Source organism: Sulfitobacter sp. SH22 (assembly GCF_965641905.1).
Classification (GTDB): Bacteria; Pseudomonadota; Alphaproteobacteria; order Rhodobacterales; family Rhodobacteraceae; genus Sulfitobacter.
Genome location: NZ_OZ282573.1, coordinates 14,185 through 37,229 on the forward strand (window position 1 = coordinate 14,185; position 23,045 = coordinate 37,229).

The 23,045-nt window shown below is 60.0% G+C and carries 20 protein-coding genes; 15 read left to right on the forward strand and 5 right to left on the reverse strand.

Annotated elements, in window-relative coordinates; translation table 11 throughout:
* Window positions 1–9: 9 nt before the first annotated feature.
* A complete protein-coding gene (locus ACSQ13_RS02215; RefSeq protein ID WP_295513194.1) occupies window positions 10–1,764 on the forward strand; it encodes a glycosyltransferase family 2 protein in 1,755 nt (584 codons plus the stop codon).
* Here ACSQ13_RS02215 and ACSQ13_RS02220 read toward each other — a convergent pair.
* Window positions 1,755–2,762 carry a glycosyltransferase family 2 protein gene (locus tag ACSQ13_RS02220; RefSeq protein WP_176248614.1) on the reverse strand — a complete coding sequence of 336 codons (1,008 nt, stop codon included), beginning with the start codon at window positions 2,760–2,762 and terminating at the stop codon, window positions 1,755–1,757. The genes ACSQ13_RS02215 and ACSQ13_RS02220 overlap by 10 nt on opposite strands.
* Window positions 2,763–2,916: 154 nt before the next feature.
* On the opposite strand from ACSQ13_RS02220, the gene ACSQ13_RS02225 reads away from it, so the two are divergent.
* The 8 genes from ACSQ13_RS02225 to ACSQ13_RS02260 all read left to right on the forward strand — a co-directional run bounded on the left by ACSQ13_RS02225 (window position 2,917) and on the right by ACSQ13_RS02260 (window position 13,019).
* Window positions 2,917–4,173 carry a glycosyl transferase family 90 gene (locus tag ACSQ13_RS02225; protein WP_295513193.1) on the forward strand — a complete coding sequence of 419 codons (1,257 nt, stop codon included), beginning with the start codon at window positions 2,917–2,919 and terminating at the stop codon, window positions 4,171–4,173.
* Window positions 4,174–4,251: 78 nt separating this feature from the next.
* Window positions 4,252–5,139, forward strand: coding sequence for a hypothetical protein (locus tag ACSQ13_RS02230; protein WP_176248612.1), 888 nt, complete (start codon window positions 4,252–4,254; stop codon window positions 5,137–5,139).
* Window positions 5,132–5,995, forward strand: a complete 864-nt coding sequence (locus ACSQ13_RS02235; RefSeq protein WP_295513190.1) for a hypothetical protein — start codon at window positions 5,132–5,134, stop codon at window positions 5,993–5,995. Before ACSQ13_RS02230 ends, ACSQ13_RS02235 begins: the two co-directional genes overlap by 8 nt.
* Window positions 5,996–6,072: 77 nt before the next feature.
* On the forward strand, window positions 6,073–7,515 hold the full coding sequence (locus tag ACSQ13_RS02240) for a hypothetical protein (protein WP_295513188.1): 1,443 nt from the start codon (window positions 6,073–6,075) through the stop codon (window positions 7,513–7,515).
* The gene (locus ACSQ13_RS02245) at window positions 7,515–8,321 is read left to right on the forward strand and encodes a hypothetical protein (RefSeq protein WP_295513187.1); all 807 of its coding nucleotides are present in this window, start codon (window positions 7,515–7,517) and stop codon (window positions 8,319–8,321) included. The genes ACSQ13_RS02240 and ACSQ13_RS02245 overlap by 1 nt, the downstream gene beginning before the upstream one ends.
* On the forward strand, window positions 8,318–10,615 hold the full coding sequence (locus tag ACSQ13_RS02250) for a sulfatase-like hydrolase/transferase (RefSeq protein WP_295513185.1): 2,298 nt from the start codon (window positions 8,318–8,320) through the stop codon (window positions 10,613–10,615). Before ACSQ13_RS02245 ends, ACSQ13_RS02250 begins: the two co-directional genes overlap by 4 nt.
* A 31-nt stretch (window positions 10,616–10,646) precedes the next feature.
* Window positions 10,647–11,759 carry a glycosyltransferase family 61 protein gene (locus ACSQ13_RS02255; RefSeq protein WP_295513184.1) on the forward strand — a complete coding sequence of 371 codons (1,113 nt, stop codon included), beginning with the start codon at window positions 10,647–10,649 and terminating at the stop codon, window positions 11,757–11,759.
* Between the two features lie 84 nt (window positions 11,760–11,843).
* On the forward strand, window positions 11,844–13,019 hold the full coding sequence (locus ACSQ13_RS02260) for a cytochrome P450 (RefSeq protein WP_176248606.1): 1,176 nt from the start codon (window positions 11,844–11,846) through the stop codon (window positions 13,017–13,019).
* Between the two features lie 21 nt (window positions 13,020–13,040).
* Here ACSQ13_RS02260 and ACSQ13_RS02265 read toward each other — a convergent pair whose 3' ends face one another.
* The 4 genes from ACSQ13_RS02265 to pcaC are packed head-to-tail and all read right to left on the reverse strand — an operon-like array spanning window position 13,041 to window position 15,583.
* Window positions 13,041–13,877 carry a 3-keto-5-aminohexanoate cleavage protein gene (locus ACSQ13_RS02265; RefSeq protein ID WP_176248605.1) on the reverse strand — a complete coding sequence of 279 codons (837 nt, stop codon included), beginning with the start codon at window positions 13,875–13,877 and terminating at the stop codon, window positions 13,041–13,043.
* Window positions 13,870–14,475 (reverse strand): protocatechuate 3,4-dioxygenase subunit alpha, encoded by a 606-nt coding sequence (gene pcaG, locus ACSQ13_RS02270; protein ID WP_295513182.1) that lies wholly within the window; start codon window positions 14,473–14,475, stop codon window positions 13,870–13,872. The genes ACSQ13_RS02265 and pcaG overlap by 8 nt, the downstream gene beginning before the upstream one ends.
* Window positions 14,475–15,206: a protocatechuate 3,4-dioxygenase subunit beta gene (pcaH, locus tag ACSQ13_RS02275; protein WP_176248603.1), complete on the reverse strand. Its 732-nt coding sequence runs from the start codon at window positions 15,204–15,206 to the stop codon at window positions 14,475–14,477. The genes pcaG and pcaH overlap by 1 nt, the downstream gene beginning before the upstream one ends.
* Window positions 15,203–15,583, reverse strand: coding sequence for a 4-carboxymuconolactone decarboxylase (gene pcaC, locus ACSQ13_RS02280; RefSeq protein WP_176248602.1), 381 nt, complete (start codon window positions 15,581–15,583; stop codon window positions 15,203–15,205). Before pcaC ends, pcaH begins: the two co-directional genes overlap by 4 nt.
* A 90-nt stretch (window positions 15,584–15,673) precedes the next feature.
* Between pcaC and ACSQ13_RS02285 the strand changes: the two genes are divergently transcribed.
* From ACSQ13_RS02285 to ACSQ13_RS02310, 6 genes are all read left to right on the forward strand, one after another.
* Entirely contained in the window at window positions 15,674–16,573 is a 900-nt protein-coding gene (locus ACSQ13_RS02285; protein WP_176248601.1) for a LysR substrate-binding domain-containing protein, read from the forward strand.
* 78 nt (window positions 16,574–16,651) lie between these two features.
* Window positions 16,652–18,325: an amidohydrolase gene (locus ACSQ13_RS02290; protein WP_295513180.1), complete on the forward strand. Its 1,674-nt coding sequence runs from the start codon at window positions 16,652–16,654 to the stop codon at window positions 18,323–18,325.
* Window positions 18,326–18,472: 147 nt separating this feature from the next.
* Entirely contained in the window at window positions 18,473–19,585 is a 1,113-nt protein-coding gene (locus ACSQ13_RS02295) for an S-(hydroxymethyl)glutathione dehydrogenase/class III alcohol dehydrogenase (RefSeq protein WP_176248647.1), read from the forward strand.
* Between the two features lie 174 nt (window positions 19,586–19,759).
* Window positions 19,760–20,218: a (2Fe-2S)-binding protein gene (locus ACSQ13_RS02300; protein WP_295513179.1), complete on the forward strand. Its 459-nt coding sequence runs from the start codon at window positions 19,760–19,762 to the stop codon at window positions 20,216–20,218.
* A 1-nt stretch (window position 20,219) separates the two neighbouring features.
* A complete protein-coding gene (locus ACSQ13_RS02305) occupies window positions 20,220–22,460 on the forward strand; it encodes a xanthine dehydrogenase family protein molybdopterin-binding subunit (protein WP_295513177.1) in 2,241 nt (746 codons plus the stop codon).
* Window positions 22,457–23,029 (forward strand): hypothetical protein, encoded by a 573-nt coding sequence (locus tag ACSQ13_RS02310; RefSeq protein WP_176248598.1) that lies wholly within the window; start codon window positions 22,457–22,459, stop codon window positions 23,027–23,029. Before ACSQ13_RS02305 ends, ACSQ13_RS02310 begins: the two co-directional genes overlap by 4 nt.
* Window positions 23,030–23,045: the final 16 nt, after the last annotated feature.

Genomic DNA, 23,045 nt, shown 5'->3' on the forward strand with positions numbered 1-23,045 from the left:
GCCATCTCGATGATGAAGGATGAGGCACCATTCCTGCTGGAATGGTACGCCCATCATCTGGCCGTGGGGTTCACCAAGATCCTTGTCTATACCAACGATTGCAGCGACGGCACCGACGACATGCTGATCCGCCTCGAAGAATTGGGCCTGGGCTATCACCGCCGCAACGACATTCCCGAAGGCGTCAAACCGCAGCCATCGGCGATGAAATATGCGCAATCCGAACCCAAGGTGGCCGAGGCCGACTGGATATTGATGTTCGATGCGGATGAATTTCTGTGCATCAATTATGGCGATGGCACGCTTGATCCGATGCTTGATGCGGCGGGGGACGCGAACGGGATTATCATCACCTGGCGGATTTTCGGGTCGGGCAATGTGGTCGACTGGTCGCGCGATCCGGTGTCCGAACAATACCTCTATGCCGCACCGCCGACATGGAACAAGGGCTGGGGCGTCAAGACGCTGTTCAAGTTCGACCCCGACAAATGGAAGATCGGCATCCACCGTCCGTCGATCAAGAACAAGCATCTGGAAACCGGCTTTCCCGACACGGTCAAATGGCTGAACGGCTCCGGTCTCCCGATGGAGGATTATTTCAAGTTTCGCGGCTGGCGGTCGATCCGGCGCACGGTGGGCTATCAATGGGCGCAGATGAACCACTATGCGGTGAAATCCATCGACAGCTACGCGATCCGCAAATTCCGCGGCAACGTGAACAACAAGAAAGACAAATATAACGCCGATTACTGGTCGCTTCAGGACCGCAACGAAGTCTATGACGACAAGATTTTGCGCTATACCGAACGGCGCCGCGCGATCATGGACGAATTGCTGACCGATCCGGTGTTGTCCCGCCTGCATTGGGCCGCCATTGACCGGGTGGAGGCGCGGCTGGACGAATACCGCCAGACCGAGGCTTATGAAGAACTGAAGGAGTCGCTGATCGAGGCCTCCAAAGTGCCGATCACCCAGATCGTCGCCAAGCCGCCCAAGGCCCGCGATCCGGCTGAAATCGCCGCGCTGATGTCGCAGGTCGAGAAGAACAACGCCGACCGCCCCGCCGAGGAACGCCGCAAGAAACCGGAACCCGACTTTGCCGATGTGGGCGAGGGCGGGGATGGTTTCGTGCCCGGCGAGATTGACGTGACCGCCGAGACGGCCGTTGAATGGGTGCCCAACCACGACATTGCCTTGCCCGCTGACGTGCGCATTTTCGCGCAAAATACCCTCGATTTCGTGATGCGCGGCAAATACCAGCGTCGCATGGCCCGCAAGATCGGCCGCATGGTCGAGGATGGCCAAAAGGTGCTGGATTTGGGGGCAGGGGTTGGTTTCCTGTCGATTTTCACCGCCAAGGAAGTACCGCAAGCCACAGTGATCGCGCAGGAAGACAACGCATCCCGGATGCAGATCATGCGCAACATTCTGGCGCATAATGAATTGTCCTTTGGGGATCAGTTGCAAATGACGACGGAGCAGGTCGTCTTCCCCGATGATGACGCCAAGACGGCAGCGCGGATCAACCGGATGATCGCGGATGAAAAGCCCGATGTGCTGCGCGCCAGCTATGAACAGATCGGGGCGAAAATGCTGAACCGGATCAATCTGGCCAGCGTCAAACGGATCGTTCTGATCGGCCCCGCGATTGCGAGCTTTATGAAAGAACAGAAAAAGGTGGATGATCCCGCCTTGGCCCCGTCAGAAGACCTGAGCGTGCCGGAGTTCGTGATCATTACCCCGAACGTATCGGATCAGTCGTAATAGCCGATGCGCCGCGCCAGATCCTGCCCGCCTTCGGTTTTCAAAATCTCGGTCAGGCGGTTTTGGCGCAGTTCAAGAGATTGCGCATGCAAATCGGCAAGAACCGGATCAGCCCGCAGAAAATCATAGATTTCCTGTGCTGCTGGCGACAATCCGACATTGCTGGTGTCCGTGCCCCCGGTGCGGTTGGCGTGGTTCCAATAGTGTTCGGACGCGCCAAGACGGTCGGCCTGCACCGCATCACCACGATCGACCTTGAGCAGGAATTCAGCCGCCGATTTGATGGAATAATGGTTCACCTGACCGAAGGCGCGGGTTGGGACCGCATTGATGCCCTTGTAATCGCTATCCGTAAACGACGCGGGCATTTGCGCGCCTGATCCGTCGATCCACTTGAAACCTGTGGTCGAAAATGTCTTGGTTACGGGGCGGTGGGGCCGGCGCGGCCCCTTGATTGCGTTGCGGTACAGGGTTTTGACGGCCGTGATGATTTCGTCGCCGCTTTGATCCGCGCCGTCCAGATCGGCAGTGGTTTGGGTATAGCGGGTGGTGACCAGATCGTCGGTCTCGTGTTTGTGGCCATTGCTGTTAAAGGCAACCGAGGTGAAGGACACCGCATCGGCAGGCCCTGCATCCTCGAAAAATCCGTCCAGCGTTCCGGCGTCATTGCGCAGGTTCAGAAATTCGTCGGCATCAGTGACATAAAGCCAGTCCGCCGCCTGATACCGCCCGAAATGCCCCGCATAGCGCAGCGCCATAATGTGCCACATGCCTTGCTTTGGGAACATCACCTTGGGGTTCGGCTGGTGCTTGACCCGGTGCGGCCAAAGCACCTCGATCCGGTCCAAAATCTTGTCGGTGTTATCCGTGCAAAAATTGGTGAAAATCAGCAGGTCATCAATGCCAAGCGCAAAGTGATGGGCGATCCACTCCAGGATATACGGCCCCTCGTTGCGCATCACCGTCAGCATCAATGTTTTTTCGTTGCCGATGGCCATGGAAATCTCGCTTGATCGTTGCTGTTGCGCGCAGGGGGATGGCCGCCCCGTCATAAGGGTTGCCTCAATCGCCTGACGCAGGGTATAGTTTGATCAATAATAGACAAGCAACAAAACATATAATCGCCTGTCTTCCTGAGCATTGAGCGACCTTATGATTACGTCAAAAGATTTTGTCGAAAGATCAATCGCGCATCAATTGGGCGCGCATTCAGATTTTGACCTGTCATCAGATCCGGACGTGGTCGCATTCGTTGCGCGGGCCTCCAGCGGGATGACCTTGTCGTGGGATCATGGCAATCAAGTCCCAAAGGACCTGAACGATTGGAAGCCGTCCACGGATGCGGATCGCCCCTGGCACGTTGATCACAAACGCCATTCCAACACCAACAAGACCACAGGTGCCTTGCAAAGCGTGCTGAACGCGGGCGCTGACTTTGATTTCCTGCTGGATATGCAGGACCATCGCAACCGCACCGTGGTTGACGATCAGGGCCGCGCCGCCGCTTTGATCAATTTCAACCGTTTGCGCGACCGCCCCGAGGGGCATGTGTTGTGGCCGTTGCCCGATTATCATGACATCGACAGCCCTGAATTTCTGGGCAATCTTGACCCCGCCCGCGTGGATTGGGCCGATAAATTCGACCGCGTTGTCTGGCGCGGCGGGCCGGGAAACCGGGGCCGCTTGGGGGAAAGAAACCGCGGTGAAATGATCCGCATGCACCCGCTTTTGCGCAAATACAAAAGCGGTGAATTCAGCCGCGAGGAAACGCTCCATGTGCTGAAATCCATGCAGCGGTTCAATTTTCTGCACCGCTATATCGACAATCCGCGCTTTGATCTGGGGTACACAAACTCTGACGGGTTCGTGCTTGAGCAAGAACCGTTTCTGGCCGATTTCGAGCGCCCCCGCATCCCGCGCGAGGATTTCCAGACCTATAAATATATCGCCGTGTTGCCGGGCAATGATGTGGGCTCAAGCCTGTATTGGTCGCTGAATTCCGGCAGCGTCGCCTTGGTCGTCGATTGCCCGTTCGAAACCTTTGCGACCCATCATTTCAAGCCTTGGGAACATTACATTCCCATTCGCAAAAACCACGGCGATGTCGAAAAACGTCTGGCATGGTGTGATGCACATCAAGACGACTGTCAGGACATGACCCGGCGCGCCGCCGACGTTTGCAAGTTTCTGGCGGACCCCGAGTTGCGCCAGAAAATTGCGGTCGGCGTCATCGACGGGATGCGCAGCCGCTTGGGCCTTGAAAATCCAGCAAAAAAGACCGCCAAGCCGAAATCCTCCAAGACGGCCAGCGGCGCAAAGGCCAAGCGCCCTGCGCGCAAAGCAGCCCCTTCCAAAACCGCGTCGAAACCGCGCAAGACATCCGCAAAATCCAAGATCGCGCATGGCTGATCTACGGGGCCGATCTGCTGCCCGTGCCGCGCACCCATGTACAGTGATGCCAAACCCATCCCCGAAAAGGCACCCAGAATGAGCACCCCGAACCTTTCGATCTTCTTTGTCGTTGATCCGCCGAAATATCAGGATATGGGCTGCTATCTGGCGGCCTCCATCCGGACCCATTTCGAAGAAGATGTTGACCTGATCGGCTATTGCCCCGCCGAAACCATCGGTGACATGGACCCTTACGCTTTGGCGATCTACAAAAAGCTGAACGTGGATGTGCGCCCTATTGAAACCGCGGGGGTGTTTGACCCGCCTTATCCGCATGGCAATAAAATGGTCGCCGCGATGCAGCCGCGCCGCACGCCTTATTCGGCCTTCATGGACAGCGACATGCTGTTCATCGCGCCCAACACATCCGACAAGATGATCAAACAGGGCCATGTGTCGGTGGCCCCTGCGACGTCGATGATGTGGTCCGGTCAGGACATCTGGCAGCAGATCTATGACGCCTGCGACATGCCACTGCCCGAAGAACGCATCTGGCTGTCACGCCAGCGCCGTAAAAAGCTGATGCCCTATTTCAACGCGGGTCTGATCGTTTTCCCCGAAGGTCCGGTGACGGACAAGGGCGAAACGTTCGTAGATGTCTGGATGCGGCTGGCGCAGATCATTGATCAGGTCGATCTGATCAAGAAACGCCCCTATCTGGATCAGATGAGCCTGCCCTTGGCGATCCGTGCGGCCGGTCTGGATTGGAACATCCTGCCCGAAGAACAACATTACATTCTGGGCGGCCAGTTGCGCGGCAAACCCTTGCCCGAGGATATGGACATCAAGATGATCCACTACCGCAATATGAAGGTGCTCAAGGAAGTCGACATGCTGCGCAAAGCCAAAAACATGCTGGAACAACATGTCGGCGAACGTCGCTTCGACAAGATCGATCCGGAGAAGCTTTTGGCGGATGACTGAGACCGGGGCACAAGCACCGGCAGTGCCGGACGGTTGGAACAGCCGCGTGGTCATCTATGACGGTGCGCGTTTGCGGTTGGAATATACCGGCCCTGCCGATCCTGCGCGCATATTGGTCGCCTTTCCGCCCTTTGATTATCCGTTCCTCTCCGGCGAAGGGGGCTGGGGCACCAAGTCCTTTACCAAACGCGGCATGGCCCATGTCTGTGTCTTTCACCGCGACGAAGACTGGCACCAGCACGACGAATTCTTTGACGCTATGCGGGCATGTCGGGCCTATTTCGGTGCGACGCCACAGCTGACCGCCTACGGCTTCAGCATGGGGGGATATGGCGCATTGCTGGGGGCGCAGGCCCTGAATGCAAGCCGCGCTATCGCCGTCTCCCCGCAAAGCTCGATCGATCCCGATGTGGTCAGGTTCGAGCGGCGCTATGGTGAACAATGGGCCAAGATGGACGGCTGGCGGCATGATCTGGCTGCGCATATGGATGACAAGCGGGCCTATACCGTGATGGTCGACCCGATGCACGGGCAAGACAAAAAACACGAAGTGCGGTTGCCGAAACCGGCGCAATATTCCCGCGTTTTGCTGCATGGCGCTGGGCATGCGGGCATTCAGTCTATCGTCGGGATGGGCCAGTCGGCGGCCCTGTTCAATTTCCTGCGCGGCGACAGTACCCCCCGCGATATGCGCAACGCCTACCGCGCCGGTCGCCGTGACGGGTTCAGATATATCCGCAAGATGGGCGTTGCGTTGCATGACAAAAAGCGCCCTGCAGCGCGTATGTTTTATGACATCGCCCGCGAGAAAGGCTTTCACCGCCTGCTCAAGAAATGGGACCCGCTGTATGAATAGCGCATCAACACTTTAGAACGCCAAGGGTTCATGCCATACCTGAAACCAATGATGATCCGTCGAGGAACGTAAACGAGATGCAAGACCACGGGGCCAAGAAACGCGGCGTCCTTTTGAAGGCGAAAAACGGCGATGTCATCGGCTTTGACGAAACCGGCCTGCGCATGAACCTGTCCGATAGCGTGATCCGGGATATCGCGAAACGACTGCCCGCAGGCAGGGCCGAGGCCGCAGTTGACCCCGCGGTTCTGGGGGATGTCGATGCGTGGAACCTGCGCCAGCGCGGCGGCTGGTATATCTTCAGCGCCAATTTGCCCGGTGCCCAAGGCCCGCGCCAGTTCCGCCGCCGTGTTCAGGTGTCTGACGATGCCAGCGCGCCGGATATCATCGCGGACACGGCAGGGGCGGTTTACGGGCTGCTGTCCTTTGGCGGCACGCGGCGGGCGGTCACCGCGAACGCGCCGCTGTCTTTTCCCTATCATGTGGTCACCACGGGTGATGATCTGGGGCCGGCGGGGGCATCTGGCACCCAGGAAAACGACGCCACGGATGTCATCCAAAAGCTGACCGAACAGACACGCGACACCTTGATCGCCGACGAGATCCTGCGTCGGCGGCAAGCCGGTCACCGCGCCTTGCCGTTGATCTATGCGCGCTCGGAAACCGACAGCTCTGCCAGCATCGCCGCCTTGTCGCAGGGCGCGGCGTTCAACAACTTGCGCCAGACGGTGCAGAACCTGTGTGCGGCGGCGCTGTCACTGGGCAAACCCGCCAAGGTTCTGTCGGTCGGGCTTGATTACACCCTCGAAGACGTGCTGAGCAGCGGGCCGGACTGGACGCGCGGCATGCATGCGATCATGCACCAGATCACCGATCTGTTTGCAGATCACGGCCTGCGCAAACCCCTGTTCACCGCGATCTTTGATGCGGGTACGGCGGATATGTCAGACAGCCCCGTCTTGCGCGCGCAATGGGATCTGGCGTGGAACAAGGGCGATCACGACCATGTCTTTGCCGCCCCCGGCTATATGTTTGCCCTCGATCCCTTTGGCCGCGCAACGCCCGACGCCCGCGTTCAGATGGCCGAGATGGAAAGCTGCGCCATCGAGGCCCGCAACAGCGATGCGCCTTGGGCCTGTCCGGTGCTGCTGCTGGCGGAACGCGAAAACGACAACAAGGTGATCCGTTGCCGGGGCGAGGCGGACGGCCCGTTTATCCTTGATAAAGACGATCCGCTGAACGCAGGTGATGCTTGCGGGTTCCGCTTTGAGGGGGATGAAAAAGGGGCCAGGATCGTGGATGTGCGCGTAGACCCAAAAGACCGCAACGACCTGCTGATTACCTGCGACAGACCGCCAAAGGGCAAGGATCTGACCCTGTGCTATGCGTTGGGGCATCCGGCCTCTGATGATGGTATGCCTGCCAATCGCGGGGCCTTGCGCGATAGTTTCAAACTGCAAAGTGCGACCGGCCAGACCCTGTATCGTTGGGCGTTGCCCGCAGCCTTGCCGGTGCATTGATGGATAAATTTGCCCCCCTGTTCGTGGATATCGATCTGCCCGATGCGGTGATCTTGTGCGACGCCCCCGCGCCCGATGTGCCAAAAGCCGCCGCGATGCTGCACCCCAATGACGCCGACGCGATCTGGTATCGCGGCCATGCCAGCGCCATGACCTTGGGTTCCGGTGGCGCAATTGCGCATTGGGCCCCTGAAAACGGCCTTGGCATTGCCGCGCGCACGGCCGAACCGAATGACGGCCACGCCCGTCTGACCCCGTCCGGTGGTGTCGCCTATATCCGCGAGGTGAATGGCGGCTTTGTGGTGGATGCGGCCTTGGTCGAGGCGGAGCAGTTCTGCTGCGCCATCCGCCTGAAATCCCCCGAAGGTCAGGCCCGCACGATCATTACGCTGAACCCGTCGGGCGGTGGCAATTACCTGTTCCTGTCGGAAAAAGACGGGATGCTGGAATGGCGCGATGATGCCGGATCGGTCGAGGTGACAATGCCCGCGCCCGGACCTGATATATGGGTTCTGGCGGGCTATGATCACGGCAAGCTGAGTTTGACGGCGGCGAAAACCGGCACGAAATTTCCTGCGCCGCAGTCCAGCCCCGATGCCAGCGCGGTCCTTGCCACTGCGCTTGCGGGCCCCAGTGATCTGTTCATCGGGTGCAGATCGCACCGCAAGGGCATCTTGAAAACGCTCGGCAGTTCGGTGATCCATGACGTGCTGTTCTGGCTTGATACGGCTGGCACCACGCCCGATGCGCTGGATAAGATCACCCAAGCCTGCCGCTTTGCCGAAGCCCAAGGGGACGCGTCATGAGCTTTACCAAACAGACTGCCGGGGGCGACAACATCTGCGTCATCTGGATCGATGACATGATCGACATTTTCACCTGGCGCAACGCGTTTGGCCTGACGATCAGCACCCCCAATATCGACCGTTTCATGGCCGAGGGCACGCGCTTTGCCAATGCCTATGCCACCGTGCCGCTTTGTGCGCCGTGCCGTGCCGAACTGGCCACCGGCCTGTCGCCATTCCGCACCGGTCTGGTCGATCTCAACCGGTTCTGGCGCGATATCCTGCCGCCCACGACGGGCTGGCAATTCGATCTGCGCCGCGCAGGGTTTCGCACCTTCACGACCGGCAAGGTCGACAGCAACTACAAACCCATGCCCGAGGAATACGCCCGCATCCTGTTTCATGAACAGCCCGAGGCAAAGGACGCTGGCAAGCGCAGCAACGTCAAAAAATACCTTGATAAGGGGCCGGGGATCGCGGGGATCAACCACCCCAACGACGACGGCAGTCAGGACGGCAAGTTCTATGACAATATGGTCGCGCAAAATGCCATCGACTATCTGGGCCGCGCCGACCCCAAGCGGCGTCACCTGATCCAGCTTGGCTTCAAACATCCGCATTACAACCTGCAATGCCCCGACCGTTTTTATCAGCAATATGACGTCGATAAGATCAGCTGGCCCACCACCGCCGCGCCCGAGGATTATTTCGGCCCCCAAGAGGGCATGGCCGTCTACGAGGCCGCCTATATCGCCAACGGTCCTTGGACGCCGGAAAAGGCGGGCGATCAGGCGTGGCGTCAGGTGGTCCGCGCCTATTTCGCGGCGATCAGCCATGTGGATGCCGAAATCGGCCGGTTCATGGAGGCATTGCGCGCGTCCGAACTGGGCCAGAACACCACTGTGGTTTTGCTGTCGGACAATGGTTTCAACCTTGGCACCCATGACAGTTTCCACAAGATGAGCCAGTGGGACAGTGCGGCCCACGTCCCGCTTGGCATCTGGAACGCGCGGATGGAACAGGGGCGCGTGGTCGACCTGCCCGTGTCGTTGCACAACGTGCCCAAAACGATCATGGATCTGGCGGGGTTGCCCTATCGGCCCAACTGGACCTCGGGGCAAAGCCTGCTGCCCCTGGTCGATGACAGCTTTGGCCAGTACAACGCCGGCAAATCGCCTGTCACATCGGTTTTTGGCACATTGTCGGTCCGGTCTTCCGAACCCGAGCTTAGCCGCTACCGCTATTTCCGCTACCCTAATGGCGAAGAACATATCTATGACCTGATCGCCGATCCCGGCGAGACGACGAATATCGTGACCGAGGCACCCTTGGATGAATTGCGCGCCACGATGGTGGACAATGCGCTGGAACTGGGGCTTGACCTGCGCGGGTTTGAAAACCCTCAGCGCGGGGTCAATGCGATGATGGCGCTGGACGGGTCCGTGGTGCTGGCAGGCGGCAATGCCGATAATGATTACTGGGCCTACGGGGCCAATGCCGAAAAAATCACCGAAGACGAAGACGGCGGCAATGACACGCTGTGGTACATGGCGGGGCCGGATGATTACGTGCTGCACATGCCCGCCTATATCGAGAATATCCGCATCGCCACGGTCGTATCCCGCAAGGAGCAAAACGCCAGCGAAGGCAAGGAAATCGCCATTGTGGCCCACCCCGACACGCCGATGAATTTCGAGACCTCGGAACGGGTTGCCGTCAACGTGCAGGGCAGCCGCGGGGCCGATGTGATGATCGGCGCGAAATACGCAGGGGCCACGTTTTACGGCGGCGCGGGCAACGACATGCTGATCGCCAAATCGGGGCGCGGCAAGGACGTGCATATCTTTTATGGTGGGGCTGGCAATGACACGCTCTATGGCGGCAACGGTCGCGATATCCTCGACGGCGGCGCGGGCGACGATGTCATTCGCGGCGGCGAGGGGAGCAGCAAGATTTACGGCGGTCCGGGCAATGACGACATCAGCGACGGGATTGGCGGGTCGGAAATCCACACCGGACCGGGGCGCAATATCGTGCGTTCGGCGGGGGGCGATGATCACATCTATGTCGGCAGCGGTCAGAACACGATTGAACCGGGCGAAGGCGCTGCGGTCTTTCATGTGGCTTATGGCGGCGTGACCATGATCAGCGGCTGGAACGACGACTACAAACTGGACCTCTCCGCCTGGCCATCAGAGCCGGAGGTAACGGTCACGGGCAACGACCGCGCTGATATCCGGCTCGGTGTGTCCTTTATCCGCATTGACGGGCCGGTGTCCGTCAAGAAACTGAAATCCCAGATCAGCCAAGGCTGAACAGGCCCCCACGACCCAGTTGGAGACAGACATGGCGCTTAAGTTCGACCCAGAGACCCCCTTGGCGGGCGAAATCCGAGTGGTCGAGAATGCGCTGATCGTACCGTGGGGCGAGGGCAAGCGCCGCAAGATGGCCCGCCCTGCCGGGGTCTTCGACGCGGATGGAAAGTTTTGTGTCGATGCAATGACCTGGCGGTCAAGCCGCAGACCCACGACCGTAGAACCCGATTTGCCCCCCGAGACCGAGGTCGACCGCGAGGTGGCGGGCACCATGCTTTATGCGGGGCTGTCTTACGGCCATTTTGGCCACGCCTTGTGTGAATCTCTGGCGCGGCTCTGGGCGGTGGATGAATTCAAAGACCCCATCGATGCGGTGGCATTCATCCCCAAGAATGCGATCACATGGCCCGAACGCAGCCTTGGCATGGTCCAGTTGATCAGCGATCAGTTGGGCGACATGCCCCGCCTGACCGCCTTCAACAAACCCACCCGCGTTGAGCGTCTGGTCATCGCACCGCAGGCGTTTGGCGTGAATGATCTGATGTCGGGCAGCCCAGAATTTCGCGCCTTTACCGACCGCCGCTTGCGCCAAAGGATCAAACCGGCGGGACCGGATAAAATCTATATCTCGCGCAGCGAACTGTTTCGCAAACGCGGGCGGTTCCTGTTTGAGGACTATATCGAGGCCAAGATGGAGGCCGAGGGCTATACGATCTTTCACCCCCAGCAGCATGATCTGGCAACCCAACTGTCCTATTACAAAGGCGCGTCGATGATCGTTTCCACCGATAATTCGGCGCTGCATCTGGCGGCTTTTGTTGTGGGGCCGACCTGCAAGATCGGCATTCTGTTGCGCCGCCCCGGCACGATCTTTGAAGACTTCCAGCTTCAGCTGAAATGGTTCGCTGGCGTGACCCCTGATGTGGTGGATGCATGCACCCGCTTTTGGTTCCGCAAAAACGAGAAGATCCAGTATAACGAAGTCTATTCCCTGATCGACTTTGAGAAAACGGCACAGGCGTTGAAAGACGCGGGCCTGATTTCAAAAGCGGATTGGGTGAACCCCACAGCCGCCGAAGTGGACGCGGCGGTGCAGGCGCTCGAGACGGATTTCGAAATGGAATTCGACGAGATTTTTCTGTAGGAAACTGCGTTGCTTTAAATTTTTCTGCCTCTTATTGTTCGGGTATAGAACACTTATCTGTTCATGACCTTGGGAGGGGGACAAATGCCATTAGCACCGCTGGACGAGGCAATCACGATTGCCGAGCTGACACGTGACCCGTATCCGATATATGCGCGCTTGCGGTCGCAAAGCCCTGTTTTGCGGGTGAAATCCTTGGGGCGGACGTTGCTGACCAAGGCCGCAGATACCCGCGCTGTCAAAGGCAACCCCGCGCTGTTCAGCACCAATGATCCCAACACCCCGATGGAAAAGGCGTTCGAGGCGCATACCTTAATGCGCAAGGATGGCGAGGCGCATTTGCGTGAACGCATGGCGATGGTGCCGACGTTTTCGGCCCGCAACATCAAGTCGATCTGGGTGCCTTCGTACGAACGCCACGCCAGCGATTATCTGGACCGTCTGCCCCGCGACGAGGTGATTGATCTGTTCCCGATGCTGGCCGGCCCCTTGGCCGCCCGTATTCTGGCCGAAATTCTGGGGATGCCCGACGCATCCGACGCAGACATGCAGCATTGGTCGCAGGCGTTGATTGACGGGGCGGGCAACTTTGGCTGGGCGGACGAGCCGTTTGAACGGGTCGCCGCCGCCAATATCGAGATGAACGCCGAAATCGCGCGCATGGTGGATCGCCTCAGGGCCGACCCTGACCAATCGGCGCTGTCGGTGATGGTGAATGCAGACGATCCCATCGAGATGAGCCAGATCATATCGAACATCAAAATCGCGATCGGCGGCGGGATCAACGAGCCCCGCGATGCGCTGCTCACTATCCTTTACGGGTTGCTGACCAACCCCGACCAGTTGGAAGAGGTGAAAGCCAAAGAGCTTTGGAGCGATGCATTCGAAGAGGGTGTTCGCTGGGTGGCCCCCATTCAGGTCAGCTCTCGGGTCGCACTTGAAGATACGGAAATCAGGGGTTTCACCATTCCCAAAGGTGATGTGGTGATGACATCGCAGGCCTCGGCCAACCACGACGAAGAGGTCTTCGAGGACGGGCACCTGTATAACGCGTTCAGGAATGCATCGGCGCATCAGTCCTTTGGCAACGGGCCGCATCACTGCATGGGCATACACATCTCGCGGCACACGGTGGGCAAGGTGCTGCTGCCAATGCTGTTTGAACGTTTCCCGAATATGGAACTGGTGGACCCGGCAAGCGTGGTCTGGTCCGGTTTCGGTTTTCGGGGGCCGTTGAACCTGCCCGTGCGTCTGAACTGACGCAGCGGGCAGGCCGGTTTCTTAGACGGTGACGCTGCGCAGGCCCAAGATTTCGCGGGCCTGTTGCCATGTGGCGACGGGGCGTTCGTATTTCTCGCACAGGTCGGCGGCACGTTTGATCAGCGCGGCATTCGACGGGGCCAAGGTGTCTCGGTCAAGGCGCACGTTATCTTCCAACCCTGCGCGGGTATGGCCGCCGGCCGCAATCGCCCATTCGTTCACAACGATCTGGTTCGGGCCGATCCCTGCCGCACACCATGCCGCATCAGGCGCACGCGCCTTGAGCTGTTCAACATAGAAATCGAACACGACCTTGTCGGCTGGCATCGCGTTTTTTACGCCCATGACGAATTGCACATAAAGCCGCCCGTAAAGCTTGCCGGCTTTGTGAAGCTGGATGGCTTGCAGGATGTGGCTGAGGTCAAAGGCTTCGACTTCGGGCACGACTTCGTAGGTGCGCATTTCGGAGGCAAGCCAGTCAACCAGATCCGGCGGGTTCTCGTAGACGCGGGTCGGAAAGTTGTTCGACCCCACCGACAGCGACGCCATATCAGGGCGCAGCGACAGCATACCGCCACGGGTCTTGCCCGCACCGGAACGGCCACCGGTCGAGAACTGGATGATCATGCCGGGGCAATGCTTTTCCAGACCTTCCTTGAGGCGGGCAAATTTTTCAGGGTCCGACGAGGGCGTTTCATCATCGTTGCGCACATGGGCATGGCAAATGCTGGCCCCGGCCTCGAACGCCTCGTGGGTGCTTTCGACCTGTTCAGCGATCGAAATCGGCACGTTCGGGTTGGCGGCTTTGGTGGGAACGCTGCCGGTGATGGCAACGCAAAGGATACAAGGATCAGACATCTAGGAACACCGTTTCTTTCTCGCCCTGAAGATGGATATCAAACCGATAGACGCCATTGGCCTCTTTCTCCGCGATCAGGGTCGGGACGCGGTTTTGATGTTCGATGCGCATCAGCAGCGGGTCGGCGCTGTTGTCGGCATCGGGGAAATACATGCGGGTTTGCAGGCCAATATTGATGCCACGTGCCACGATCCAGAAGGTGATATGCGGGGCCATCATGCGCCCGTCCGGAAACGGTGCCGCACCGGGGCGGATCGTCTCGAAGGCCCATTCGCCGGTGTCGTAATCGCCCGCCTTGCGGCCCCAGCCGGTAAAGTTCGGGTCAGCCGGCCCGCGGGGGTCGTTGTTGGGGTAAATGCCGTCCGCATCGGCCTGCCAGATCTCGACCAATGCATCCTTGAGCGGGGTACCGGTACCGTCAAACACGGTGCCCTTGACGGTGATCCGCTCACCACGTGTATCGGCGTTGACCATCGTGTCGCCCAGATCATTGGGATAGACGCCCTTGATGTCGCAGAAATTCGGCACGCAGCCGATGTGCACATAGGGACCTGCCGTTTGCGACGGGCTTTCCTTGAGGTGTTTCAGCTCTTGCATCAATTGCCCTCCTTGCGGTTTTCGAACAGGGTCGACCGGCGACCACGCAGGACCATATCAAATTTATAGGCCCGTGCATCCATGGGAACAGTGTTTTCCATATCCAGCGGCGCAATCAGCTGCTCGATCGCTTCGCGCGACGGGATCGTCTCGATGATCGGGCATTTCCAGATCAGGGGGTCGCCCTCGAAATACATCTGGGTGATCAGACGTTGGGCAAAGCCGCTGCCGAACAGGGAAAAGTGGATATGCGCCGGACGCCAGTCATTCGTGCGGTTGGGCCAGGGATAGGCACCGGGCTTGATCGTGCGGAAACTGTAACCGCCGTTTTCATCAGTCACCGTGCGCCCGCAACCGCCAAAGTTGGGGTCCAGCGGGGCCAGATAGCCCTCTTTCTTGTGGCGATAGCGCCCGCCTGCATTGGCCTGCCAGAATTCCAGCAACACACCGGGGATGCCGCGACCGTTCTGGTCCAGCACGCGGCCATGCACGATGATCCGCTCACCAATCGCCATCTCGCCTTCGGCGGCGTAATTCAGGATCAGGTCATTATCCAACGCGCCCAGCATGTTGTGACCGAACACAGGCCCGGTCTGTTCGCTGAGCGTTGTGTTCATCGAAATCAGCGCCTTTTGCGGCGACCGCACGACGGATGTCTTGTAGGTCGGCGTAAAGGCCGGCGGCTGCCAGTTGCGGTCGCGGTGAAAGAACGCACCATTCTGATCGGTCATAGGTCCACTCCCATTTCCTTGTAGGTTTCTTTGGCCAGCTTAAGCGCATGGTTTGCCTTTGGCACCCCCGCATAGATGGCCACATGTTGAAAGGCTTCCATCACATCGGTTTTGCTGGCACCGGTGTTGGCGGTGGCGCGGATATGCATGGGGATTTCCTCGAAATTGCCGGTTGCTGCCAGCAGGGCCAGCGTCAGCATCGACCGTTCGCGATGGGTGATATTGTCGCTGGACCACACCGTACCCCAAGCGCCTTCTGTGATAAGCGTTTGGAAAGGTTGGTCGAATCCGGTCTTCGCGGCTTCGGCCCTGTCGACATGCGCGTCGCCCAACACCTTGCGGCGGGTCTTCATTCCGGTCTCGTATCTATCTGACATCCTGCGCTCCCTTTGGAATAATTGCAGTTTTGACATAACGTTTCGTCGAAAGATATTGAGAAACATGCCAAAATATATAACCCTAAGGTTATGAATTTGGACCCCCGCCTGCGCTTGCGCCACATCTCCACGTTTCTCGACATCGCCCAGGCGGGGTCCATTGTGGCGGCGGCGGATCAGTTGGGCGTCAGCCAGCCTGCCGTTTCCAAAACCCTGCGCGAGCTTGAGGATATCATCGGCCAGCAGCTGTTTGACCGCGTCGCGCGGCAACTGAGGCTGAACAAGGCAGGGCAGGAGTTTCAGAAACTTGCCGGATCGGCCATGACGACGCTGCTGCGCGCTACACGGCAGGGGATCGGGCAGGGGCAGACACGGCTGGCGATTGGCGCATTGCCCACGGCGGCCACCCAACTTGTGCCCCGCGCCGCGATCCGGTTTCGCGCCACGCAGCCGCAATGTCTGGTGCGGGTGTCCACCGGCCCGAACTGGCTGCTGCTGTCGCAACTGCGCGAGGGGCGTCTGGATCTGGTCGTGGGCCGCATGGCCGAGGCGGCCAAGATGGAGGGTCTGAGTTTTCGCCAGCTTTACACCGAAGACGTGGTGGCCGTTGTCCGCGCCAGCCACCCTTGTGCGGATCACTTCGATGCAGGTGCCCTAGGCCGTTTTCCCCTGATCCTGCCGCCCCCCGGTGCCGTGATCGGCCCGCTGGTCAGGGCCTATTTGCGCAGCATCGGTCAGGATGAACTGGCCCCCGCGTTCGAAACCGTCTCCCTTGCCTTTGGCCGCGAGGTCTTGCTCCGGACGGATGCGATCTGGTTCATCTCGCGGGGGGTGGTCGCCCATGAGCTGGCGAACGGCAGCCTGCGCGCTGTCCCCTTGAATGCGCCGATGATGGCGGGACCGGTGGGCATCAGCCTGCGCGATAACCTGCCCGAAAGCGCTGAAATTGCGGCGATGATCGACGCTTTGCAACATGCGACAGCCCCTTAGCCACGCCGTATCTTGCGGTTTGTGCCGGCTTGCGACTAGCTTGGCTGAACGTCCCGCCTTGATGAAAGACCGCGCCCCATGGATTTGCCCGCCGACATTATTATCGTAAACGGTTCCCTGATCACGTTTGACCCCGCGACCGAAGGGGCGAGCGCCCTTGCGATCCGCGGCGAAAAAATCGCAGCCATCGGATCGGACGCGCAAATGCGTGTGCTGGCGGGGCCTGACACGCGCATCATCGACGCAGGCCAGGCCACCGTCATGCCGGGCTTTATCGACAGCCATGTGCATCTGTTCTGCGGATCGGTCGAACTGGGCTATCTGGATTTGCACGGGGTCACGGGGCTTGCCGCGCTCAAGGCGGCTGTCGCGCCTTATTCTGACGAAACCCCCGATGATGCGATCCTGTTTGCGGTGCAGGCGGATTATGCGATCTTACATGCCGACAAAACCCCGACCCGCCAGGAATTGGACAGCGTCTGCCCCGACCGGCCCTTTGCCATGTTCGCACCTGATCACCACACGGTCTGGGCGAATACGGCAGCGCTGGAACGGGCGGGCATCCTGCACGGGGGCGAAACGGCAGCGGGCTGCGACATCGTCATGGGCGATGATGGTCTGGCGACCGGCGAATTGCGCGAACCCGGTGCCTATGCGGCGGTGCTTGCCCTGACGCGCCATGGCGGGCGCGATCTGGCGGGGCTCATCTCGGGCAAGGACCCGGTGCCAACGCCGAACGCCACCGACCGTGCCAGGGACAAAGCTGCACTTGCCCGCGGCATGCACCATTGCGCGGCCCAGGGCATCACAGGCCTGCAATGCATGGACGGGAACTTCTACCAACTCGAACTGCTCTCCGAGATGGAGACCGAAGGCACATTGCTCTGCCGTATCTCTGTGCCGTTCCATCTTCGGCCCGAAGACCCGCTGGACCGCCTTTCCGAGGCCGCGACCATGGCCAGAACCTACACCGGCGACATGGTCTATTCCGGCACGGTCAAGATGTTCGTCGATGGCGTCATCGAAGGGCGCACCGCGCTGATGCTGCAGCCCTATCCCGATACCACAGACACCTACGGCGATCCGGTCTTTAGCGCCGACCATTTTAACGCGGCCTGTACCGCCATTGATGCCATGGGGCTGCAAATCGCCGTGCATGCCATTGGCGACGCCGGCGTGCGGCGGACCCTTGATGCCTATCAGACGGCGCGGGAAACCAATGGCGCGCGCGACAGTCGCCACCGGATCGAACATCTGGAAACGATGCACCCCGATGATATCCCCCGCCTTGCCAGCCTTGGTGCCGTGGCCTCGATCCAGCCGGGCCATGCGCCTTTCGGCGGGATTTTCCCCGCCGGTGGTGTGGGCAAATATCTTCACCCCCATCAGATCCCCCATGCCTACCCCTGGACCCAACTGCGCGACAGCGGCGCAGCGGTAATCTTCAGCACCGACTGGCCGGTCATCGGGGTCGATGTCATGACCAACATCAAAGCGGCCATTGCCCCGCTGGATCTGGGCCCCGACTGGGTGGACCAAACCCAAAGCCTGATGCAAACCCTTGCCAGCTACACCCGCGACAACGCATGGGTCGAATTCCGCGACCATCAAAAAGGGCGGATCGCCCCCGGCATGCTGGCAGATGTCGTCCTATTGTCCCACGATCTGACGCGTCTGGCTCCGGCCCAAATCACCGAGGCATCTGCACAACTGACCATCTGCAACGGCCGCATTACATATCAGGCACAATAGGTTTGTCTTTATTCCAAATGGTCCTAAATCCCGGGGGAGGGGCCGCATCGCGGCCACGGGGGCTGGCCCCCGACCCCCCGCTCGTTACTTGACAAGAACGCCCAAATTCGGCCTCTTGCGACAAATAGAAAAAGGATGGACCCGATGATGAGAACCCGCGCCGCCGTCGCCGTTGCCGCAGGCAAACCGCTTGAAATCATGGAGGTCAACCTCGAAGGCCCCCGCAAGGGCGAAGTCCTGATCGAGATCAAGGCCACCGGCCTGTGCCACACCGATGAATTCACCCGCTCGGGCGACGATCCCGAAGGAATCTTTCCCGCCATCCTCGGCCACGAGGGCGCGGGCGTTGTGCTCGAAATCGGCGAAGGTGTGACCACGCTCGAAGTCGGCGACCACGTGATCCCGCTCTACACACCCGAATGCCGTGAATGCGAATATTGCCTGTCGGGCAAAACCAACCTGTGTCAGGCAATCCGCGTCACCCAGGGCCAGGGCCTGCTGCCCGATGGCACAACGCGGTTTTCGATGCTGGATGGCACGCCGATCCACCACTACATGGGCTGCTCGACCTTCGCCAACCACACGGTCATTCCTGAAATCGCGCTGGCCAAGGTCCGCAAGGACGCGCCGTTTGATAAAATCTGCTACATCGGGTGCGGCGTCACCACCGGCATTGGCGCGGTGATCAACACGGCCAAGGTCGAAATCGGGGCGCGCTGCGTTGTCTTCGGTCTGGGCGGCATCGGGTTGAACGTGATTCAGGGCCTGCGCCTTGCCGGTGCAGACCAGATCGTTGGCGTCGATCTGAATGACGACAAGGAAGAAACCGGTCGTTATTTCGGCATGACCGATTTTGTGAACCCGTCCAAGGTCGAAGGCGACCTGGTGGCCCATCTGGTCGAACTGACCAAAGGCGGTGCCGATTACACATTCGACGCCACCGGCAACACCAAGGTCATGCGTCAGGCGCTCGAGGCCGCGCATAAAGGCTGGGGCGAAAGCATCATCATCGGTGTGGCCCCTGCGGGTGCCGAAATCTCGACCCGCCCGTTTCAACTGGTCACAGGCCGCGTCTGGCGCGGCACTGCATTTGGCGGGGCCAAGGGGCGCACCGACGTGCCAAAGATCGTTGACTGGTACATGAACGGCAAAATCGAGATCGACCCGATGATCACGCACAAACTGACCCTGGACGAGATCAACTATGGTTTCGAACTGATGCATCAGGGCAAATCGATCCGCGCGGTCGTCGAGTTCTGAACAGGCTTGCCTTCGACGTTCCAAAAGCACCGCTTCCGGTTGGGGGCGGTGCTTTTTATTATTTGCACGGGGTGGCAAAGTTGACGCGAGGATATCTTTTGCTTCTACTGGCCTTAACTCTACCTGTCGGGATCAGGTGAAAGTTTGCGCCTCTAAGCTCGCGGGAGACCCCTGATGAAACTGACCGTAAATGGCGAAACCCACGATGTTGATGTCGAATACGACATGCCGCTTTTGTGGGTCTTGCGGGACGAACTGGGGATCACCGGCCCGAAATACGGGTGCGGCATTGCCCAATGCGGGGCCTGTACGGTGCATGTGGACGGGGTCGCGGTGCGGTCGTGCCAGTTGGCGGCGGGGGACGTGATCGGCGATGTCACCACCATCGAAGGGCTGGGCACACCCTCGGCCCTGCATGCTGTCCAAGAGGCATGGATCGACTTGCAGGTCGCGCAATGTGGCTATTGTCAGGCGGGCCAGATCATGCAGGCCGCATCCTTTCTGGACATGAATTCGGAACCCACCGACGCTCAGATCGACGCGGCGATGAGTGGTAATCTATGTCGCTGCGGCAGCTATCCGCGGATTCGCGACGCGGTGAAACTTGCGGCAATCAAGCTCAGAAGGGTCTGACATGGGACGCGTAAAAACCATTGCCCGCCGCAGTTTCCTGATCGGGTCGGCCGCCATCGCGGGTGGCGTTGCCTTTGGCACGTATCTTTATAAACGCGAGGGCGAAAACCCCTTGCTGGCCGATCTCAAGCCAGGTGAAACCGCGATCACCCCCTACGTCAGGATTGACGCCCAAGGGATCACCCTGATCACGCCGCGTGCGGATGTGGGGCAGGGCGCATGGTCGATGCAGGCGCATCTGATTGCCGAAGAACTGGACATCGACCCCGCAACAGCGACCGTGTCGCCGGGGCCTGCCAGTGCGATTTACTACAATGGTGTGGTCGGGGCCGAGGCGATGCCGATTGCCGCCACATCCGATACCTTGCTGGCGCGCACGGGGCGCGGTGCTGCCGATGTGATGGGCAAACTGATGGGGCTGCACATTACCGGCGGTTCCTCGACGGTGCCCGATATGTACGACCGTCTGCGCATGGCGGGGGCTGTTGCACGCGAAACGCTGATCCGCGCCGCGATGAAACAAACCGGCCTGCCGCGCGACCAGCTGAGCACGGAAAACGGCCATGTTGTGCTGCCGGACGGATCAAAGATCGACTATCTTGATCTGGCAGTAGCTGCCGCAGACATCGACCCCGTGCAGGATGTTGCCTTGCGCGATCCGTCGCAGTGGCGCTATTTGACCAAGCCGCAAAAGCGCACGGATATGGTCGCCAAATCAACCGGCACCCTGACCTATGGTATCGATATGGTGATGGACGGCATGGTCTATGCCACCACCCGCACCAACCCCGCCATGGGCGGCGGCATCATCGGCTTTGACGCAGCAGCGGCCCAGGCGATGCGCGGCGTGCGCAGCGTCTTGCCGATCACCGGCGGAATTGCCGTTGTGGCCGATAACACGTGGCGGGCGTTTCAGGCGGCCCAGGCTGTCGACTGCGACTGGGGGCCTTCACCCTATATCGGGAACACCGCCGACCAGTTTGACGCCGTCGCGGCATCCATGACCGACGATCATCAAGACAGCCGCTTCAAGGACGAAGGCGATGTAACCGCCGCGCTTGACGGTGCCGATGTGATCGAGGCGGAATACCGTATTCCCTATCTGGCCCACGCCCCGTTGGAACCCATGAGCGTCGTGGTCAAAATGACCCGGACCCGTCTGGATATCTGGACGGGCACGCAGATTCCGCGTTTTGTGCAGGCCAACATGGGCAAGCTGACGGGGTTGGATGCGGATAACATCCATGTGCATGTCTTGATGTCGGGCGGCAGCTTCGGTCGCCGGCTCGAGGATGATTACGTTGCCCAGGCCGTCGAAATCGCCCTGCAACTGCGTGATACCCCGATCAAGATGATCTGGCAGCGCGAAGAAGACTTTACCCATGATTTTTCCCGCCCGCTGGCCATTGCACGTGGCAGGGGGGCCGTGAAATCCGGCGCGCTGGATGCGTTTGATCTGTCGATTGCAGCGCCATCCGTCGCTGAATCGTCGCTTGCCCGGTTGGGCCAGCCTGCCATCGGCCCCGATGTGGCGATTGTGGCGGGTGCGTGGGACCAGCCCTTCGCGATCCCCAACTATCGGGTGACGGGATACCGCACACCGGCGATGGTGCCGATCAGTTCGTGGCGGTCCGTGGGGGCATCGGGCAACGGGTTCCTGCACGAAAGTTTCATGGACGAGATGTGCCATGCCGCTGGCGTCGACCCGCTGGAAGAACGGCTCCGGCTGTGCTGGCACGCGCCCTCGCGCAAGGTGCTCGAGGCCGTGGGCGAAATGTCGGATTGGGGCAGCGACCTTGGGCCCAACCGCGGGCGGGGGCTGGCCTTCACGCTGGCCTTTGGCGTGCCTGTGGCCCAGGTGGTCGAGGTCACGAACACGGATCGTGGCATTCGCATCGACAAGGTATTCGTCGCCGCTGATGTGGGCCGTGTGCTGGACCCTGTGAACTTTGAGGCGCAGGTGCAAGGCGGGGTGATCTTTGGTCTGGGCCATGCGATGAACTGCGAGATGACCTATGTCGATGGCGCAGCCCAACAGGACAATTACCACGCTTACGAGGGGATGCGCCTGTACCAGACGCCTGAAATCATGGTGCGCGGCCTTGAGAATGGCGACAAGATCAGGGGCATCGGCGAACCGGGTGTTCCGCCCGCTGCACCTGCACTGGCGAATGCGATTTTTGCCGCCACCGGCCAACGCATCCGTGAATTGCCCCTGTCCAAATCGGTGGATTTTGTATGAGAACCTTTGCAGTAGCTCTGTTGTTGGCGACACCTGTTGCCGCCCAAGATGCCCCGACCAAGGCACAAGGTCTGGCCGCGTGGGATGATATCTATGCGGTCACCTCGCATCCGCGCTGCACCAATTGCCATGTGGGCGCAGATGGTATCCCGATGTGGGACGGCCTGACCTATGGCGCGGACGCGGTTCACGGTATGCATGTTCTGGCCGGCGAAAGCCGTGTGGGGGCCGAAACGATGCCCTGCCGGACCTGCCATATCGGCGCGCAGTCCGGCAATGCGACACCGCACGCCCCGCCGATGATCGACGACGCCTGGCGCTTGCCCCCGGCTGAGCTGGCGTGGCTGGGAAAATCTAGCGACGCGCTTTGTGCGCAATTGCGTGACCCTGAAACCAATGACGGTTTCGCAATGGATGGTCTTGCGACCCATCTGGAAACCTCGGCGTTTGTGGCCTGGGGGTTTGACCCCGGTGCCGGGCGCAGCGTGCCGCCGGGAACTCTGGACGAGATGGTCGTCGCGTTGAACCTGTGGGCCGCCGCCGGTACGCCCTGTGCAAGTGACCCGTAAACGCCCGCCTTAGGAC